This window comes from Rhodanobacter soli, assembly GCF_040548735.1.
Lineage (GTDB): Bacteria > Pseudomonadota > Gammaproteobacteria > Xanthomonadales > Rhodanobacteraceae > Rhodanobacter > Rhodanobacter soli_A.
Window position 1 is genome coordinate 471,166 of record NZ_JBEPSD010000003.1, and the last position, 15,119, is coordinate 486,284.

Annotated in this window: 17 protein-coding genes; 8 read left to right on the top strand and 9 right to left on the bottom strand. The window is 68.8% G+C overall.

What is annotated here, in order from left to right:
• From ABIE04_RS16080 to ftsY, 4 genes are read right to left on the bottom strand one after another with little or no spacing between them, the layout of a single operon-like run.
• A complete protein-coding gene (locus ABIE04_RS16080) occupies positions 1-279 on the bottom strand; it encodes an oxidative damage protection protein (RefSeq protein WP_354552487.1) in 279 nt (92 codons plus the stop codon).
• Positions 280-332: 53 nt separating this feature from the next.
• The gene (gene mutY, locus ABIE04_RS16085) at positions 333-1,379 is read right to left on the bottom strand and encodes an A/G-specific adenine glycosylase (protein WP_354552492.1); all 1,047 of its coding nucleotides are present in this window, start codon (positions 1,377-1,379) and stop codon (positions 333-335) included.
• Entirely contained in the window at positions 1,376-2,443 is a 1,068-nt protein-coding gene (locus ABIE04_RS16090) for an AsmA family protein (protein WP_354552496.1), read from the bottom strand. The genes mutY and ABIE04_RS16090 overlap by 4 nt, the downstream gene beginning before the upstream one ends.
• A 23-nt stretch (positions 2,444-2,466) precedes the next feature.
• Positions 2,467-3,606, bottom strand: coding sequence for a signal recognition particle-docking protein FtsY (gene ftsY / locus ABIE04_RS16095; RefSeq protein ID WP_354552500.1), 1,140 nt, complete (start codon positions 3,604-3,606; stop codon positions 2,467-2,469).
• An 89-nt stretch (positions 3,607-3,695) separates the two neighbouring features.
• On the opposite strand from ftsY, the gene rsmD reads away from it, so the two are divergent.
• From rsmD to ABIE04_RS16130, 7 genes are all read left to right on the top strand, one after another.
• Complete coding sequence (gene rsmD, locus ABIE04_RS16100; RefSeq protein ID WP_354552504.1) at positions 3,696-4,277, top strand: 16S rRNA (guanine(966)-N(2))-methyltransferase RsmD; 582 nt, start codon at positions 3,696-3,698, stop codon at positions 4,275-4,277.
• 43 nt (positions 4,278-4,320) lie between these two features.
• Positions 4,321-4,860: a pantetheine-phosphate adenylyltransferase gene (coaD, locus tag ABIE04_RS16105; RefSeq protein ID WP_354552778.1), complete on the top strand. Its 540-nt coding sequence runs from the start codon at positions 4,321-4,323 to the stop codon at positions 4,858-4,860.
• Positions 4,853-5,356 (top strand): hypothetical protein, encoded by a 504-nt coding sequence (locus ABIE04_RS16110; protein WP_354552508.1) that lies wholly within the window; start codon positions 4,853-4,855, stop codon positions 5,354-5,356. The genes coaD and ABIE04_RS16110 overlap by 8 nt, the downstream gene beginning before the upstream one ends.
• A 150-nt stretch (positions 5,357-5,506) precedes the next feature.
• Entirely contained in the window at positions 5,507-5,767 is a 261-nt protein-coding gene (locus ABIE04_RS16115) for a YfhL family 4Fe-4S dicluster ferredoxin (RefSeq protein WP_056390353.1), read from the top strand.
• Positions 5,764-7,488, top strand: coding sequence for a gamma-glutamyltransferase (ggt, locus tag ABIE04_RS16120; protein ID WP_354552515.1), 1,725 nt, complete (start codon positions 5,764-5,766; stop codon positions 7,486-7,488). Before ABIE04_RS16115 ends, ggt begins: the two co-directional genes overlap by 4 nt.
• A gap of 241 nt (positions 7,489-7,729) precedes the next feature.
• Positions 7,730-8,602: an MBL fold metallo-hydrolase gene (locus ABIE04_RS16125; protein WP_354552780.1), complete on the top strand. Its 873-nt coding sequence runs from the start codon at positions 7,730-7,732 to the stop codon at positions 8,600-8,602.
• Complete coding sequence (locus tag ABIE04_RS16130; RefSeq protein WP_436410393.1) at positions 8,602-9,636, top strand: TMEM43 family protein; 1,035 nt, start codon at positions 8,602-8,604, stop codon at positions 9,634-9,636. The genes ABIE04_RS16125 and ABIE04_RS16130 overlap by 1 nt, the downstream gene beginning before the upstream one ends.
• Before the next feature lie 45 nt (positions 9,637-9,681).
• Here the strand turns inward: ABIE04_RS16130 and ABIE04_RS16135 are convergent, their stop codons facing one another.
• The 5 genes from ABIE04_RS16135 to ABIE04_RS16155 all read right to left on the bottom strand — a co-directional run bounded on the left by ABIE04_RS16135 (position 9,682) and on the right by ABIE04_RS16155 (position 13,984).
• Positions 9,682-10,965: an EAL and HDOD domain-containing protein gene (locus ABIE04_RS16135; RefSeq protein ID WP_354552523.1), complete on the bottom strand. Its 1,284-nt coding sequence runs from the start codon at positions 10,963-10,965 to the stop codon at positions 9,682-9,684.
• Positions 10,966-11,072: 107 nt separating this feature from the next.
• A complete protein-coding gene (locus ABIE04_RS16140) occupies positions 11,073-11,519 on the bottom strand; it encodes a flagella synthesis protein FlgN (RefSeq protein WP_354552527.1) in 447 nt (148 codons plus the stop codon).
• Positions 11,516-11,839, bottom strand: a complete 324-nt coding sequence (gene flgM / locus ABIE04_RS16145; RefSeq protein ID WP_354552531.1) for a flagellar biosynthesis anti-sigma factor FlgM — start codon at positions 11,837-11,839, stop codon at positions 11,516-11,518. The genes ABIE04_RS16140 and flgM overlap by 4 nt, the downstream gene beginning before the upstream one ends.
• A 112-nt stretch (positions 11,840-11,951) precedes the next feature.
• The gene (flgA, locus tag ABIE04_RS16150; RefSeq protein WP_354552535.1) at positions 11,952-12,683 is read right to left on the bottom strand and encodes a flagellar basal body P-ring formation chaperone FlgA; all 732 of its coding nucleotides are present in this window, start codon (positions 12,681-12,683) and stop codon (positions 11,952-11,954) included.
• The gene (locus ABIE04_RS16155) at positions 12,680-13,984 is read right to left on the bottom strand and encodes a methyl-accepting chemotaxis protein (RefSeq protein ID WP_354552539.1); all 1,305 of its coding nucleotides are present in this window, start codon (positions 13,982-13,984) and stop codon (positions 12,680-12,682) included. The genes flgA and ABIE04_RS16155 overlap by 4 nt, the downstream gene beginning before the upstream one ends.
• Positions 13,985-14,170: 186 nt before the next feature.
• On the opposite strand from ABIE04_RS16155, the gene ABIE04_RS16160 reads away from it, so the two are divergent.
• Positions 14,171-15,103: a chemotaxis protein gene (locus tag ABIE04_RS16160; protein ID WP_354552543.1), complete on the top strand. Its 933-nt coding sequence runs from the start codon at positions 14,171-14,173 to the stop codon at positions 15,101-15,103.
• Positions 15,104-15,119: the final 16 nt, after the last annotated feature.

A 15,119-nucleotide genomic window follows, 5' to 3' on the forward strand; every position in this document is an offset into this window, starting at 1 on the left:
TCAAGACTCGTGGTCAGGCGGGGTGAAGCCGGCGGCCTGGGCGAAGTCGCCGCCGAACAGGAATTTCTCCATCTGCTCGCCGAGGTATTTGCGTGCCTTCGGGTCGAGCGGGTTGAGCCGGTATTCGTTGATCAGCGTGGTCTGGTGGGCCAGCCATTGCTGCCAGGCGGGCTTGGAAATTTCGGCGTAGATGCGCTGGCCGAGCGGGCCGGGCCAGGGGGCGAAGTCGAGGCCTTCGGCGTCGATTCCGAGCTTGGTGCAGTGGATGGTACGGCTCATGGTTCGAATCCTGGTGGGGTTGCCACGGTGACGAGCACAGCTTGCGGTTCTGCTCAGGCGTTGTCGTTGATCTGCAGCAAGAGGCTGCGTACAGGCGCGGGCAGACCGAGTGCACCGAGTTCGCCGGCGCTGCACCAGCGCAGTTGCGGATTATCGGCGATGCCGCGCTGCGCTGTCGCGCGGTCGAACAGCAGCGGCTCGATGTCGAGCCGGTAATGGCTGAACACGTGGGTGAACGGGGCGAGTGCCTGCGCGTCGTCGATCTGCGCATGCTGCTGCGCGATGCGCCAGGCGCCATCCGGGTCGCTCGCTTCGGGCAGGCTCCACAGGCCGGACCACACGCCTTGCGGGCCGCGCCGTTCCAGCAGCACGCGGCCGTGGCGGTCGCGCAGGATCAGCATCACGGTGGCGCGGGTGGGAATGGATTTGGGCGGCTTGCGGCTGGGCAGTTGCGCGGTGAGGCCGTCGCGATGGGCGATGCAGTCGGCGGCCAGCGGACAGTCCTCGCAGCGTGGGCGCGAGCGTGTGCATAGCGTCGCGCCGAGGTCCATGATCGCCTGGGTGTAGTCGGCGATGCGGGTGGCCGGGGTGTGCGCTTCGGCCTGTTGCCACAGTTGCTTCTCTACCGCGCTTTCGCCAGGGTGGCCGTGGATGCCGTGGTAGCGGGTCAGCACGCGCTTGACGTTGCCGTCTAGGATGGCGAAGCGCAGGCCGTGTGCCTGCGCCAGGATCGCACCGGCGGTGGAGCGGCCGATGCCGGGCAGCGCGCTCAATGCGGCGAAGTCGCGCGGCAGTTCGCCGCCGTGCCGCTCGACGCAGAGCTGCGCGGCGCGATGCAGGAAGCGCGCGCGACGGTAGTAGCCGAGCCCGGACCACAGTGCCAGCACGGTGTCCTCGTCGGCGGCGGCAAGGTCGCGCAGGGTGGGCAGGGCGTTGACGAAGCGCTCGAAGTAGCTGACCACGGTGGCGACCTGGGTCTGCTGCAGCATCACCTCGGACAGCCATACGCGGTAGGCGTCGCGAGGGTGCTGCCAGGGCAGGTCCTTGCGGCCGTGCTGGTCGAACCAGCGCAGCAGGCGGGCGGCCAGGGATGCGTTCATGGCTGCTTCTTGCCGGCGGGTTTCGCCGGTGCGGCCGCCGTGCCGGCCGGCGCGGGCACGGCGTCGCCGGCGCGGATGGTGAGGCCCTCGATGCTGATGCCGCCGGCTTCGAGCTTCGCGATTTCCGCGTGGCCGCTGCCCGGCGGCACGCTCAATTGCGGCCCTTGCGGGTCGCCCAGTTGACTCCACCAGTGGGCCAGCGCCAGCGGCGGCAGGCGCAGGTCGGCGTGGTTGGCGGGGCCGTCGAGCTTCAGCGCGAGCAGCAGCGGATTGCTCTGGTCGGCGGGGGTCAGCAGCAGCGAGATGTCGTATTGGCCGGCACTGGCCTGGTCGAGCTTGCCGGCAAGGCTGGCGGCGGCGTCGGCGGCACCGTGCCAGTGAGCATTGCCGGTGAGCGCGAGCGTCATCGCGCTGCCTTGCGACAGATGCAGGGTGATGTTGTTCAACTGCAGCGCGTTGCCTTCGATGCGCGGCGTGGCGGACAGCCGCAGTTGCAGCGGCGTGCCCGCGGCGGTGGCGGCGGACAGAGCGAGCGGGAATGGCTGGCCGGAAATCAGGCTGCCGGCTTCGAGCGAGACGTTGCCGAGCAGCACCTCGTTGCCGCGCACCACGCTGCCGTGGCTGATGCTGACGCCGGTGTCGATGCGCGGGATGTTCGGCGGCGCGTCCTCGGGTTGCGCGGGCAGGGCGGCGAGCCACTCCTGCAGCGCGTCGAGGTCGACCCGGGGCGATTCGATCTGCAGTTGCGAGATCACCGTGGGACCGCCGAGCACGGTATGCCATGGCAAGACCAGCTGGCCGTGCGCGGCCAGCAGGATCGGCGCGCCGGCGCCTTCGGCATTGAGCGTGATGCCGTCCAGGTCCAGCGCCGGCCGCGGGAACAAGGTCGGGCTGGCCGGGCTGGCCAGGTTCAGCTCGAGTCCGGCGGTGCGCGCCTGGGTCTGCAGCATGCGGGTGAAGCGCTCCGGTTGCAGCAGCAGGTAGACGGCGATCACCGCAGCGAGCACCACCGCCAGCGCGAAGCCACCAAGCATCAGCAGGATCAGCCGCAGTCGGCGCGACATGCGTTCAACCTCGCCGTCGTGTTTCAGTCATGGCCCTGCACCTCGCCGCCGAGGCTGGCCGGCAGCAGGCCGTCGACGAAGGCCTCGGCCTCGAACGGGCGCAGGTCGGTGGCGCTTTCGCCCAGGCCGACGAAACGGATCGGCAGGCCGAACTCGCGCGCCAGCGCGAACACCACGCCGCCCTTGGCGGTGCCGTCGAGCTTGGTCACGACCAGGCCGGTGACGCCCACGATCTGGCGGAACTGGCGCACCTGGCTGACCGCGTTCTGGCCGGTGGTGCCGTCGATCACCATCAGTACTTCGTGCGGCGCGTCGGCGTCGAGCTTCTTCAGCACGCGGGCGATCTTGCCCAGTTCGTCCATCAGTCCGCCCTGGGTATGCAATCGGCCGGCGGTGTCGGCGATCAGCACGTCGGTGCCGCGCGAGCGCGCCGCCTGCAGCGCGTCGAAGATCACGCTGGCAGAGTCGGCATCCTGCCCTTGCGAGATCACCGGCACCTGGTTGCGCTCCCCCCAGGTCTTCAACTGCTCGACCGCGGCGGCGCGGAAGGTGTCGCCGGCGGCCAGCATCACCGCGCGCCTTTCGTCGCGCCAGCGGCGCGCCAGCTTGCCGATGGTGGTGGTCTTGCCGGCGCCGTTGATGCCGACCACCAGCACCACGAACGGCTGCTTGCCGCGCACGTCGAGCGGCTGCTCGACCGGCTTGAGCAGGGCGACCAGCGCCTGGCGCAGCGCGGCCAGCAGTGCCGGGGCGTCGGCGAACTCGCGCTTGTGCATGCGCTTGCGCAGGTTCTCGACCAGCTCGGTGCTGGCCTCGACGCCGACGTCGGCGGTGATCAGGGTGGTTTCCAGTTCGTCGAGCAGGTCGTCGTCGAGCTTGGGGTTGCGCACGAACAGCGAGCCGAGGCTGCGCGCGAATACATTGCCGGACAACCGCTCGCGCCAGCCGCGCCTGGTCGATGCCGGTTCTTCGGCGACGGGTTCGCTGGCCGGCGCCACGAAGCGTTCGGTTTCGGGCTGGGTTTCGGCGGGGACGGGGATTTCCGCCAGTGCTTCGTGCAGGGATGCGTCGCCGCTTTCCGGCACGCTGGCGTCGACAGGTGCCTTGGCAGTGGCTGGCTCCACTTCCTTGTCGGCAGTTTTTTTCTTCCAGAACTTGAGCATTGCGGCCGTGATTCAAAGACAATGGCCGGCATGCTAACACTCCAACCTGTACGGGCCGTTGAGGGTCCGACCGCTGAGGGCCCGGCGGCATGAACGGCGGGGGCAAGGGCACGGCGGGGCGGATCCGCATCATCGGCGGCAGCCTGCGCAATTCGCGGCTCGACGTGCCGGAGCTGCCGGGTCTGCGGCCCACCCCCGAGCGGGTGCGCGAGACCCTGTTCAACTGGCTGGCGCCGGTGATCGACGGCGCGCGCTGCCTGGACCTGTGCGCGGGCACCGGCGCGCTCGGCATCGAGGCGCTGTCGCGCGGTGCGGCCGGCGTGCAGTTCGTCGAGCGCGACACGTGCGCGGCGCAGGCGCTGCGTGCGAACCTGGCGCGGCTCGAGGCGGACGCCGGCCAGGTCACGGTACTCGACGCGGGCCTGTTCCTGCAGGGCGCGGCTCAGCCCTACGACCTGGTATTCCTCGACCCGCCGTTCGCGCTGGACCTGTGGCCGGCGCTGGCGCGGCAGCTGGAGCAGGGTGGCTGGCTGGCCGCGCGAGGGTGGGTCTACGTGGAATCGCCGCGCGGCCTCGCGCCGGCGCTGCCGCCCAACTGGCAGCTGCACCGCGAAGGGCAGGCCGGCGAGGTGCGTTTTGCGCTCTATCGGCGCGCGCTTCCGTTAAGCTAGGGTCAATTCCGCTACCGCCTTCCTTCGTCTCGTGAGCAAACCATTGGGCAATCCGCGCCTGGCCGTCTATCCGGGCACCTTCGACCCGATCACCAACGGTCATACCGACCTGGTGACGCGCGCTGCGCCGCTGTTCGACCGGGTGGTGGTGGCGGTCGCCGACAGTTCCAGCAAGGGACCCGGCTTCAGCATCGGCGAGCGAATCACCCTGGCGCGGCTGGCGCTGGCCGACCTGCCGAACGTGGAGGTGCGCGGCTTCGACTGCCTGCTGGCCACCTTCGTCGAGCAGATCGGTGCCGGCGTGATCATCCGCGGCCTGCGCGCGGTGTCGGACTTCGAATACGAGTTCCAGCTGGCCAGCATGAACCGGCATCTGATTCCGCGGGCGGAGACGCTGTTCCTGACGCCGGCGGAACAATACAGTTTCATCTCCTCGTCGCTGGTGCGCGAGATCGGGCGCCTCGGCGGGGATATTTCCGGTTTCGTGCATCCGGCGGTACAACAGGCCATGCGGCAGCGCTGGCAGAAGGGCCGCACCGGCCCCAACAAGCAACCCGAAACAGAAGGTGATAACCATGCGTAAGTTCGCTCACATTGCTGTCGTCGCGCTGGCCGCCAGCCTGGCCCTGAGCGCCTGCGGCAAGCACGAAGCCGGCCAGCAGGACGGCCAGCAGGCCAGCCAGCAGGCCACCAAGCCGACCGATCCGAACGACACCAAGGCGTGGAACGCCTACCTCGGCCAGATCGTGCAGAACAACATGCAGGGCATGAAGGCCGACCGTCCGTACCCGTACCTGGTGCCGGCCGGTGATTCCGAGGAAGCCGTGGCCGGCCGTGGCCGCCAGCTGTCGAACGTGCAGGACACCGTCGCGCGCGGCGTGCTGCCGGGCAACATGCTGGTGTTCGCCGGTCCGGACTCGGCCAAGACCGCCGACCTGGTGGTCGCGGCGTTCAAGGATGCCAAGCCCGGCTCGTTCAAGGACGTGATCGTCCTGTTCATCGGCGACCAGGCCGACCAGCAGCGTGTCGACGACGTGCTGAAGCCGACCGGCGCCACGGTCCGTTTCGTCGCGATGTAAGCGCGGTCGCCGCGCCGGCAGCGCCGGCGCAGCTCCGCAGCAGCGCCCTCGGCCTTGCACGAGGGCGCTGGATGCTTGGTCGCTGCGAGGTCGCCAGCGCACCGGCACGCTCTCCCCAAGCGTCGCACCCCCAGCATGTAGTATCGACCGATGTCCCTGAAAATCCTCGACACCTGCGTCAATTGCGACGTCTGCGAACCGGCTTGCCCGAACAAGGCAATCTCGCTGGGCGAGGAGTTTTACGTGATCGACCCCGCGTTGTGCACCGAGTGCGTCGGTCATCATGACGAACCACAGTGCGTGGTGGTGTGCCCGGTCGAATGCATCATCAGCGATCCGGACCACGTCGAATCGCGCGAGCAGCTTGAACTCAAGTACCGCCACCTGATGGCGAAGGAGTCCGCGGCATGAGGTTTTCCATGAGCTGGCGAGTGCTGTCGCTGAGCCTTCTGCTGGTCGGCGGCGCCGCATTCGCCGCCGACGGCGCGCCGAAGGCGGCGCCGGCTGCAGCGGCCCACGCTGCGCAGCAGCGTCCCGGCCATGCGGCCATCGCCAGCGCGAACTTCCATGCCACCGAAGCCGGCCTCGAAGTGCTGGCCAAGGGCGGCAACGCGTTCGACGCGGCGGTCGCGGTGGCGGCCACCTTGTCGGTGGTGGAGCCGGAGAGTTCCGGCATCGGCGGCGGCTTCATGGCCGTGCTGCACCGGGCGAAGGATGGCCGCAATGTCTTCATCGACGCGCGCGAGACCGCGCCGGCGGCGGTGAATCCGAAGGATTACCTCAACCCCGACGGCAGCCCGAACCGCGATACCGCGTTGAAAGGGCCGTTGTCGGCCGGCATCCCGGGCGAACCGGCCGGCCTGGTGCTGATCGCCAAACGCTACGGCCGCCTGTCGCTGCAGCAGTCGCTGGCGCCGGCGATCCGCATCGCCCGCGACGGCTTCGAACCGGATGCGCGCCTGCGCGGCGCGATCACCAGCATGCAGAAGGACCTCGCGCGCTGGCCCGCCTCGGCGGCCAAATACTTGCCCAACGGCAAGCCGCCGGCGGAAGGTGCGACCTGGCGCGACCCGGACCAGGCGCGCACGCTGGAACTGATTGCGGCCCATGGCGACGACGGCTTCTATCGCGGCGAGACGGCGCAGAAGCTGGTCGCAGCGGTGCGTGCGGCCGGCGGCAACTGGACGCTGGCCGATCTGGCGAACTACCGGGCGAAGGAGCGCACGCCGATCACGGTCGACTACCGCGGCTACAAGATCGTCACCGCCCCGCCGCCGTCGTCCGGCGGCGTGGCGATCGCCGAGATCCTCAACATCCTGTCCGGCTACGATCTGACGAAGATGGGCCAGGCCACGCGCGTGCACTACATCGTCGAGGCGATGCGCCGCGCGTTCCGCGACCACAACGATTACCTGGGCGACCCTGACTTCGTGCAGATGCCGCTCGACATGCTGCTGTCGCCGTACTACGCCGCCGGTCTGCGCCAGGGCATCCTGCACGACAAGGCCACGCCGTCGTCGATGCTGCCGCGCGCCGAGGCGCCCGAGCCGGGCATGCACACCACGCATTTCTCGATCATCGACGCTGACGGCAACATGGCCGCGGTGACCTCGACGGTGAACTACACGATGGGTTCCAGCTTCGTCGCCGCGGGCACCGGCGTGCTGCTGAATGACGAGATGGACGATTTCGCGCTGGTGCCGAACAAGCCGAACGTCTACGGCCTGCTAGGCAGCGCGGCGAACGCGCCGAAGGGCGGCAAGCGCATGCTGTCGTCGATGTCGCCGAGCATCGTGATCGGCGCCGACCGCACTGCAGTGATCGGCTCGCCCGGCGGCTCGACCATCATCACCCAGGTGCTCGAAGGCATCCTGCATTTCATCGACGGCGAGAGCGCGCAGCAGATCGCCGCGCACAAGCGTTTCCACCACCAGTACCTGCCGGACGTGGTGAATGTGGAAGAGGGCACGTTCGACGCCGCCACCAGCGATGCGCTGACGAAGATGGGCTATACGCTGAAGCCGCGCGAGTCGTGGGGCTTCATGAACGTGGTGACCTGGGACCGCAAGGCCAACAAGCTCGACGCCGCCAGCGATCCGCGCCGGCCGTCCGGCTTGGGCAAGGTGCAGTAAGGTCAGGCCATGGAACTGTTCTCGATACTCGGCAACTCTCAGCGACTGGATGGCGGCGCCATGTTTGTTCGGCCCATCCATGGGCCTCACCCTGCGGGCCAGCCTTCGGCTGTCCAAATCCGTTCCGGACGGATTTGTGTTCGGCCCATCCATGGGCCTCACCCTGCGCTGCGCGCAGGGCCGCCTGCGGCGTCCGGATTCGTTCCAGACGAATCCGTGGCAATGGGATACTGATTTCGCCATGGAACTATTCTCGATACTCGGCAACTCGCAGCAACTGGATGGCGGCGCCATGTTCGGCAATGCTCCTAAGGCGCTGTGGTCGCGCTGGATCGAGCCGGATGCTGAGAACCGCATCCCGCTGGCCTGCCGCTGCCTGCTGGTGAAGGATCTGGACGGGCGCAACGTGCTGTTCGAGACCGGTATCGGCGCGTTCTTCGAGCCGGCGCTGCGCGAGCGCTATGGCGTGGTCGAGTCGCGGCATGTGCTGCTGGATTCGCTGGCCGAGGCCGGGCTCACCCACGAAGACATCGACGTGGTGGTGCTGTCGCACCTGCACTTCGACCACGCCGGTGGCTTGCTGGCGGCCTGGGAGGAAGGCCAGGCGCCGCGGCTGCTGTTCCCGAACGCGCGTTTCGTGGTGGGCGCGGAGCATTGGCGCCGTGCGCTGAAGCCGCATCCGCGCGATCGCGCCTCGTTCGTGCCGGAACTGCAGCCGCTGCTTGAAGCCAGCGGCCGGCTTGAGCTGGTCGATGGCGAATATTCGCAGACGCTGGGCGAGTCGGCGCGTTTCTTCTTTTCGGACGGCCATACGCCTGGCCTGATGCTGGCCGAAGTCGGCGGCGTGGTGTTTTGCGCCGACCTGATCCCGGGTCGCTTCTGGGTGCACCTGCCGATCACGATGGGCTACGACCGCTGGCCGGAGAAGTTGATCGACGAGAAGCGCGTGTTCCTGGAAGACAAGCTGGCGCGCGGCGTGGGGCTGTTCTTCACCCACGACCACGAGTACGCGCTGGCGCGGGTGACGCGCGACGAACGTGGCCGTTTCGGCACCGCCGACGAACAGCGCGAGTTGCGCGGCGTTCCGCCGCATCGCCACGCCGGAGCGGCTTGATGGATTGGCGCACGGGAACATCCATGCGTGGGCTTGTGTTGAACGTCGTCGGCGCCTTGCTGGTATTGGCCGGGATCGGCCTGGTGGCGATGACCGCCCGCAGCCTGCTGAACTACCGCGCGGTGGCCAGCCTGCATGGTGGCGAGGTGGTCGACCTGGGTGCGAACGCACAGCCCGGAGCCGGCCAGCACGGCTCCATGGTGCGCGTGGTCGGTACGCCGACCGTGGTAGAGGCGCCGCACGACCCGGATTTCAACCTGCGGGTGAATACCACGATGCTGGTGCGTCACGTGGAGATGTTCCAGTGGCGCGAGGTGCGTGTCGGCAGCGGCGTGCACTACGAACTGGACTGGGTCGACCACCTGCTCGACGCCGGCCACTTCGAGGATCCGAAGGGGCACGCCAACCCGCTCAGTTTCCCGATCAGCGGCAAGCAGTTCGATGCCGGCCTGGTGCAGATCGGCGGGTTCAAGCTGGGGCCCGTGCTGCTGCACGCGATACCGGGCACGCAGCGGATCACGCCGGATCCCGGCGCCTTGCCGGAGAACCTGGCGGCCAGTTTCAGCCGTTACCAGGATTACCTGGTGACCAGCGCGCGGCCGGGCGATCCGCGGCTGGGCGATGTGCGGGTGAGCTGGAACGAGGTGCCCCTGCAGGAGCTGACCATCGTCGGGCGCATAGACGGCGACCGGCTGGTGGCGGCCACCGACGCCGCCGACGGCAAGGGTTACGCCGTGCAGGTCGGCGACGTGCCGGTACTGGACGTCTTTCCGGACCTGCCGGTTCCGCCCGAATTTGTGTTGAGCTGGCGGATCCTGGCCGTGCTGCTGGCGTCGCTGGGTGCGTTCCTGCTGCTCTCGGCCCAGCGCGACCGGCGCGATCCGCTGCTGGCCCTTGGCCTTGGCGCGCTCGTCGTGGGCGTCGTGGCCAGCGTGCTCTGGCTCGGCGACGATACGCGGACCATGTGCGCCTGGCTGGCGCTGGCGCTGCTCGGCCTGCTGCTCACCGGATGGCGGCTGCGCCGCACGCGCTGAGCGAAAGGGCCTTCTTGCGGAGGCCGCCCGGAAGGCATCCGGCGGTTATGCGGTGGCTTGCTGCTTTCCGCTGGCCGAGGCGTAGACCTGATCGGCCCATTGCGTCGCCCCCAGATAGATCGTGGCCATGCGCTGGATGCGCTGCGGCATGGCGTGTTCGCTGGTCAGCTCGCCGGCTTCCCAGGCGAGGATCTGTTTCAGCAATGGCGCGAACGGGCCGCCGCGGCCGGTCAGCGCGTCGCTGATTTCCGGCACCAGTCGCAGATGGGTCAGCAGGAATTCCATCGGCGCGCACATCAGGGTGTCGAGCAGGGAGAACAGGCCCACGGTGAAGGCCATCTCCGGGTGGCCGTTGGGCATGCCGCTGGCCAGCTTCTCGCACATGTGGGCGCGGATCAGCGCGGCGCGCAGAAGCTCCGGCGGGCGGTCGTCCATGCCGCACATGGACATGGTGTCGATCCAGTTGCGCATGCGCGTGACGCCGAAGAAGATCGCGGCCTGCTGCACCGATTTCAGTTGCCGCGGCAGCGCGAAGTAGGCCGAGTTGACGCAGCTGAGCAGCTTGTAGCTGAGCACCGCGTCGTCGCGAATGATATTGCCCAGTTCCACCGGCCCGGGGTTGCTCTCCTGCAGCACGCGCATCAGGCGCAGCATGCTCAGGCGGTTGGCGGTAAGCACAGGCACCGCCACCGGTTGCGGGATCAGCAGGTAACGCCCCTGGATCGCCTCGAGCGGCAGTTCCAGGCAGCGTTCGTAGGTCGGGTGGTCGTTGACGTGGCCGGCAACCACCTGGATCCCGCGCAGGTGCAGATGCTCGGCGTGTTCTTTCAGCCGCTGCGGAGTCAGATAGCTGGCATCCAGCCGGACCAGCTGCACCATCTGCAGCAGCGCTTCGAGCGAGAGGCTGCTTTCCAGGTCGACGCCGGTCGCGTCGAGCATGAACTGGCAACCGCGCTGCGCCATCTGCTGCAGGCGCCTCATCAGCGGCGCGTCGGTGGCCACGTGCGGCTGCAGCACCACGCCCAGGCGCGGCTGGTGCAGCAAGACGTCGGAATCTTCCGGCAACAGCTCGGCCGGCATGTTGAGGAACGCGCGGTTGCCGCGCACCAGCCGGGTCAGCGCGCCGTCCGTGATGGTCGACAGCACGCATTGCAGCAGGGTCTGTTCGTCGCCGGGCTCGCGATGGAACACGATCTCGTAAGCGAACAGCTGGCGCTCACGGTCGAGCATCGGTACGCGCAGCACCGGCAGCGGCACCGACGTCGGCACGCCATGGAAACCTGGTGAGCCAGCGGGTAGAGCGTCGGTGGAGGCGTTGAGGTTGCTCATGATCAGTCGTCGCGGTTAACGCGAAGCCACGCCGGGAGCGGCTGCTTCGTGGTCAGTGGGAAGATCGTTTGCGCGGACAGGTGGCGGTGCCGTCTCTCATCTCGATGTCATACCGCGGCCAGTACCTGCGAGCGCAAGCTGGCGCGCAACTCGCCGGAGCGGCCGTACAGTTCGCTTTCGCCGGCATGGCCCGTCAGGACGGCCAACGCCCGGCGCGTCTGGCCCAGCCGCTGGCTGACCACGCTGCCATTGCGCTGGTTGAGCAGGTGGCAGTACTGCAGCTTCTGCACGACCTTGCTCCAGGCCGGCGTCGACGCGGCCGCTACGGCCGGCCGTTCGCACGCCAGCTGCTGGCGCTCGGCATCGAGCTGCTCCAGTTGCAGCATGATGGCCTGCTTGCGTGTGCCGGCTTGATCCAGTGCGTCGAAGTCGCGCGAGTCCAGCGCCGTGCGCTCGGCCTCAAGCACCTGGGCGAGCCGGTCGACCGCCTGCTGCATGTCGCCCAACACCGCGCCGAGCACATCGTCCAGCTCGTGCTGCAGTTGCCGGTTCATGCCTTGCCCGTGCCGCCGAGTTGCTGCTCCAGTGCGAGCATGCGGTCGGCGATGCGTCCGGCATCGATCTTGTAGCTGCCGTCGGCCAGTGCCTGGCGCAGCCGCTCCACCCGCTGTGAATCGATCACGGACGTGTCGCCGGTGCGGGCGGCTTCCTGCAGCGCAAGGGCCGAGTCGGTCAGCTTGACCTGGTCATCGGCCTTGGGCGCGGTGGCGGCGGCATCCGACGGATTGGCGGCCGTCGTGGACGGGCCGCTGCCCGAGCTGCCGGTGGCCTGCGTGAATTTCGGCAAGCCGTTGTTGGGAATGGTTGTATTCATGGGTCCGTTCTCGCTGGGGGTGTGGCCCTGTAACTGTCAGATCGGCCGGTTTCGCGGAAACTTTAGGGGCGAATGGCGAAAGTGGCGATGCCGGCGTCGATCCGCCGGGCTCTCATGGCAGCGCCACCACCACACCGGGTGCGCTGACCATCGCGTCGACCACCTTGCCCGAGCTTTCATTGCGCACACGCAGCCGGGCGCCGTTGTCGCCGCTGCCCATCGCCACGCCGGCCGCGCGCACCTCGATGCCGTCCAGCCTGGCCACCATTTCCACGTGGTCGCCGGCGCGCACCATGCGTCGGCCGCCGAGGGCGCCGGGCGAGAGCACGCTGCCGCTGGCCAGCGAGCGGGCCAGCGTGCGGCCGGCCACCTGGCCGAGGTCCTCGATATAGCCGTAGCCGAGCCGGGTGACGTCCTTCTCTTCGGCGCGCACGTCGGCGGCACTCAAGCCGTCGCCGCGCTGCAGCGGCCGGCTGGCCACCAGCACGCTGCGGAACAGCTGCAGCTTCAGCGGCACCCGCACGGTCCAGCCGCCGTCCTGCGGACACTGAACCCGGACCGTCATGCGCGAGGAGGCTGCCGCATATTGGGGAATCACGGCGCGCAGCGGCTCGCGGCAGGCGGCCAGGTGCAGTCGCAGGTCGAGTGGCGCGGAGCTGACCACGACGCGGCTGCCCGGCAGCGCGTAGTGCTCGCGCACGGCCTGTTCGGCCACGGCGCGCACGCTGTCGGGCGATTGCGTCGCGCCCGATGCGGCGTCGGCGCGGGCGTCCCCGGACCACGCTGTGCCGAGCCACAGCATGGCGGCCAGCAAGCCGGTGGCGATGCCCCGGTGTTCCTTCATGCGTCCGCCAACAGGGCGCCGAGTTGCCCCAGCAGGGCCTCGCGCCCGGACTCCATCTGTTGCGACAACGCGGTGGCCTGTTCGAGCTGGCCATCGCACAGCAGCGTGACGAAGCGGCTGCCCTGTTCGCACAATCGGGCGCCGCTGTCGTTCAGGCCTGCGCTGGCGGGATGCTCCTGGTACAGGGCGCCCAGCCGGTCGATGCTGCGATTGATTGTATGGGTATCGAACCAGCGCCGGTCCAGCGCGCCCGGTTCCAGCAACGCCAGTTCCATCGCCTGGCGCAGGTTCAGCGCGGCCTCGCGCAGGGTCAGGCTGAGGCTGGCCGGGTCGCTGCCGCTTTCGCCTTCCAGCCAGTCCAGCCCCAGCCGGTGCGCCAGCAAGGCGGCGCGATGCAGCGAGTCGGACTGGCGGCGTGCCTCGTTGCCGCGGCGCTGCAGGGCGCCGAGCGCGGCCTGGGCCGCGGTGGCGCGTGCATGTTGCACGTCATGGTTCTGCTGCAGCTTCTGGATGCGCCCGCTGGCGGTACGCAGGACTTCGCTGCCGTCGCGCAGCGCGGTGCCGGACTGGCCGACCCCCGTCTGCGCGCGTTCGAGCTGTTGCAGGCCGTGCTGCACGTCGCCATCCAGCTGCAGCGAAAAGTCGCCGATCGAACCGGTGACCGTTTCGATTTCGGTGGTGGTGAGCGTGGTCTTTTCCGCCAGTTGCTTGACCTCATCGGCAACCACGGCAAAGCCGCGGCCCGCTTCGCCGGCGCGCGCGGCCTCGATCGCCGCGTTCAGCGCCACCAGGTTGGTCTGGTGCGCGATCTCCTGCACCGCGCCGGTCAGCTTGCGGATCTGCGCGACCTGCTCGGCCAGCTTGCTCTGGTTGCGGTTCATCGCCGACAGGGCGCTGCGCAGCAGCCGCAACTGGCCGTCGAGCTCGCTGACGCTGTGTTCGCCGGCCTGTCCGGCCTGGCTGGCCCGGTCCAGGTCGGCACCGATCTGCTGCAGTGCCGTCGAGATACCGGCGCTGCCATCCGTCAAACGATCGACACTGCTGCGGCCTTCGCCGGCAGCCTTCTCCAATGCCGCCTGCTCGCGCGACAGCTGTTGTACCGCGCCAAGCACCAGGCTTTGCTGTTCCACGGTCTGCAAGGCCACGGAGGCCGGCGGGCGGCTGGCGACGCGGGCAAGCAGCGGCGCCAGCGCCCGCGCTGCACGCGGGTACCGGCGTCGCAGCACGGCGACCCGGGCGTCATCGCCTGCGGCAGCAGCCTCCACCAGGGCAGTGAGGTGCTGGTTCCAGATCAAGCTCATGGGGCGGACATCACCTTGGGTATGGCGCGGGAGTGCAACCGCTGCATCGACAAAAACCTTCGAAACTTGAGGAAGCAAGTCGCATGCCATGGAGACTGTGCGGCAGTTGCCGCTCAAGCGCGTCGCGTTCCGGCCGATAGCCATCGCGTACAGCCGCCACGGCGGCAACGCACTCGAGGACACCGCATGGGCGGCACGTTGCTGGAAAAAGTGGAACAGCACACCCGGCTGGCCGGGCACAACCGCGTGGCCATGCTGCTGTTCCGGTTGGGCGACGAGCAGCTGTTCGGCATCAACGTGTTCAAGGTGCGCGAGGTTCTGCGCCGTCCGCCGCTGGAGCGCATGCCGGGCGTGCATGCCTTGCTGGCCGGCAGCTGCGACTATCGCGGGCAGACCATCCCGGTGATCGACCTGGCCGCCGCGCTGGGCTATGCGCCGCTGCGCGACGTGGAGTCGGCGCACCTGATGGTGACCGAGTTCAGCCGTTCGGTGCAGGGCTTCCTGGTGGCGGACCTGCAGCGCATGGTGCAGTGCGCGGGCGAAACGCTGGTGGCGCCGCCCAGCAACCTGGGCTTCGGCGCGCGGGTCAACGCGGTGACCCGGATCGATGGTGCGCTGATGGCGGTGGTCGACGTGGAGCACGTGCTGGCCAGCATCGACGCGGCACCGGCCGAGCTGTCCGTGCAGATGCAGCGCGTCGCCGGTGCCCGTTCGCTGGCTCCGCGGCGGGTGATGGTGGTGGACGATTCGCTGATCGCCCGCCGCCGGCTGGTCAGCCTGTTCAAGCAGATGAATATCGAATGCGTGATGGCGACGGATGGCCGCGAGGCACTCGACCGCCTCTTGGAACTCGCGGCGGGCGATCCCGCCGACGGGGTCAGGCTGGTGGTGTCGGACATCGAGATGCCGCGACTGGACGGCTATGCGCTGACCCGTGCGATCCGCGAGGCGTCGGGCCTGCGCCAGCTCAAGGTGGTACTGCACAGTTCGCTCAGCGGCATCTTCAACGAGGCGATGGTGAAGGAGGTCAAGGCCGACTGCTTCGTCGCCAAGTTCCAGCCGGACCTGCTGGCGCAGGCGGTGCTGGAACTGTTGCCCGAGCCGGTGTCGGCGGACTGACATTCCGGCGGCTCGC

Bases quoted from the DNA above. Each gene is read 5' to 3' on its own strand.
- ABIE04_RS16080 (WP_354552487.1), bottom strand. From the start codon at position 279: ATGAGCCGTACCATCCACTGCACCAAGCTCGGAATCGACGCCGAAGGC.
- mutY (WP_354552492.1), bottom strand. From the start codon at position 1,379: ATGAACGCATCCCTGGCCGCCCGCCTGCTGCGCTGGTTCGACCAGCAC.
- ABIE04_RS16090 (WP_354552496.1), bottom strand. From the start codon at position 2,443: ATGTCGCGCCGACTGCGGCTGATCCTGCTGATGCTTGGTGGCTTCGCG.
- ftsY (WP_354552500.1), bottom strand. From the start codon at position 3,606: ATGCTCAAGTTCTGGAAGAAAAAAACTGCCGACAAGGAAGTGGAGCCA.
- rsmD (WP_354552504.1), top strand. From the start codon at position 3,696: ATGAACGGCGGGGGCAAGGGCACGGCGGGGCGGATCCGCATCATCGGC.
- ABIE04_RS16110 (WP_354552508.1), top strand. From the start codon at position 4,853: ATGCGTAAGTTCGCTCACATTGCTGTCGTCGCGCTGGCCGCCAGCCTG.
- ABIE04_RS16115 (WP_056390353.1), top strand. From the start codon at position 5,507: ATGTCCCTGAAAATCCTCGACACCTGCGTCAATTGCGACGTCTGCGAA.
- ggt (WP_354552515.1), top strand. From the start codon at position 5,764: ATGAGGTTTTCCATGAGCTGGCGAGTGCTGTCGCTGAGCCTTCTGCTG.
- ABIE04_RS16125 (WP_354552780.1), top strand. From the start codon at position 7,730: ATGGAACTATTCTCGATACTCGGCAACTCGCAGCAACTGGATGGCGGC.
- ABIE04_RS16130 (WP_436410393.1), top strand. From the start codon at position 8,602: ATGGATTGGCGCACGGGAACATCCATGCGTGGGCTTGTGTTGAACGTC.
- ABIE04_RS16135 (WP_354552523.1), bottom strand. From the start codon at position 10,965: ATGAGCAACCTCAACGCCTCCACCGACGCTCTACCCGCTGGCTCACCA.
- ABIE04_RS16140 (WP_354552527.1), bottom strand. From the start codon at position 11,519: ATGAACCGGCAACTGCAGCACGAGCTGGACGATGTGCTCGGCGCGGTG.
- flgM (WP_354552531.1), bottom strand. From the start codon at position 11,839: ATGAATACAACCATTCCCAACAACGGCTTGCCGAAATTCACGCAGGCC.
- flgA (WP_354552535.1), bottom strand. From the start codon at position 12,683: ATGAAGGAACACCGGGGCATCGCCACCGGCTTGCTGGCCGCCATGCTG.
- ABIE04_RS16155 (WP_354552539.1), bottom strand. From the start codon at position 13,984: ATGAGCTTGATCTGGAACCAGCACCTCACTGCCCTGGTGGAGGCTGCT.
- ABIE04_RS16160 (WP_354552543.1), top strand. From the start codon at position 14,171: ATGGGCGGCACGTTGCTGGAAAAAGTGGAACAGCACACCCGGCTGGCC.